Origin of the sequence: Mesorhizobium sp. M3A.F.Ca.ET.175.01.1.1, assembly GCF_004791945.1 — a bacterium.
In the GTDB taxonomy this organism is placed as follows: domain Bacteria; phylum Pseudomonadota; class Alphaproteobacteria; order Rhizobiales; family Rhizobiaceae; genus Mesorhizobium.
The window spans coordinates 1-337 of the sequence record NZ_SRTP01000209.1; the positions used below are offsets into that span (position 1 = coordinate 1).

The 337-nt window shown below is 61.7% G+C and carries 2 protein-coding genes; both read left to right on the forward strand.

Going from position 1 to position 337, the window contains the following annotated elements; genetic code table 11:
* Positions 1-188: hypothetical protein (locus EN818_RS33375; protein WP_210237331.1), on the forward strand; the 188-nt coding region annotated here is incomplete at its 5' end.
* An 11-nt stretch (positions 189-199) separates the two neighbouring features.
* Positions 200-337: zinc ribbon domain-containing protein (locus tag EN818_RS31365; RefSeq protein WP_135906684.1), on the forward strand; the 138-nt coding region annotated here is incomplete at its 3' end.

Below are 337 nucleotides of genomic sequence, written 5' to 3' on the forward strand. Positions count from 1 at the left end.
TAAGCGAAAGCTTCGCAAACGACGGCCGCCTCAGCCGTCCGAATCGGCAGCGTTCTGCCACCGGCCCACAGCGATCGCTCGATGCCCATTTGCGCTGCCGCTTGCTGGTTGACGGCTATCGGTTCATCCTTGTGCCTAGCCTGGCCGTGAAGCGCGTAGCGAGATCACGCCGTCACGGCCGCAAGTGAGGTCTTGTTCCATGGACTGCTTGGGCTGCGGTTTCGAGGTTGAGAGCGGTTTCGCCTTCTGTCCGAAGTGTGGCAAGCGCCAGCCCGTGCCATGCGCCAGTTGCGGCTACCTCTGCGCACCTGATTTCGAGTTCTGTCCGAAATGTGGG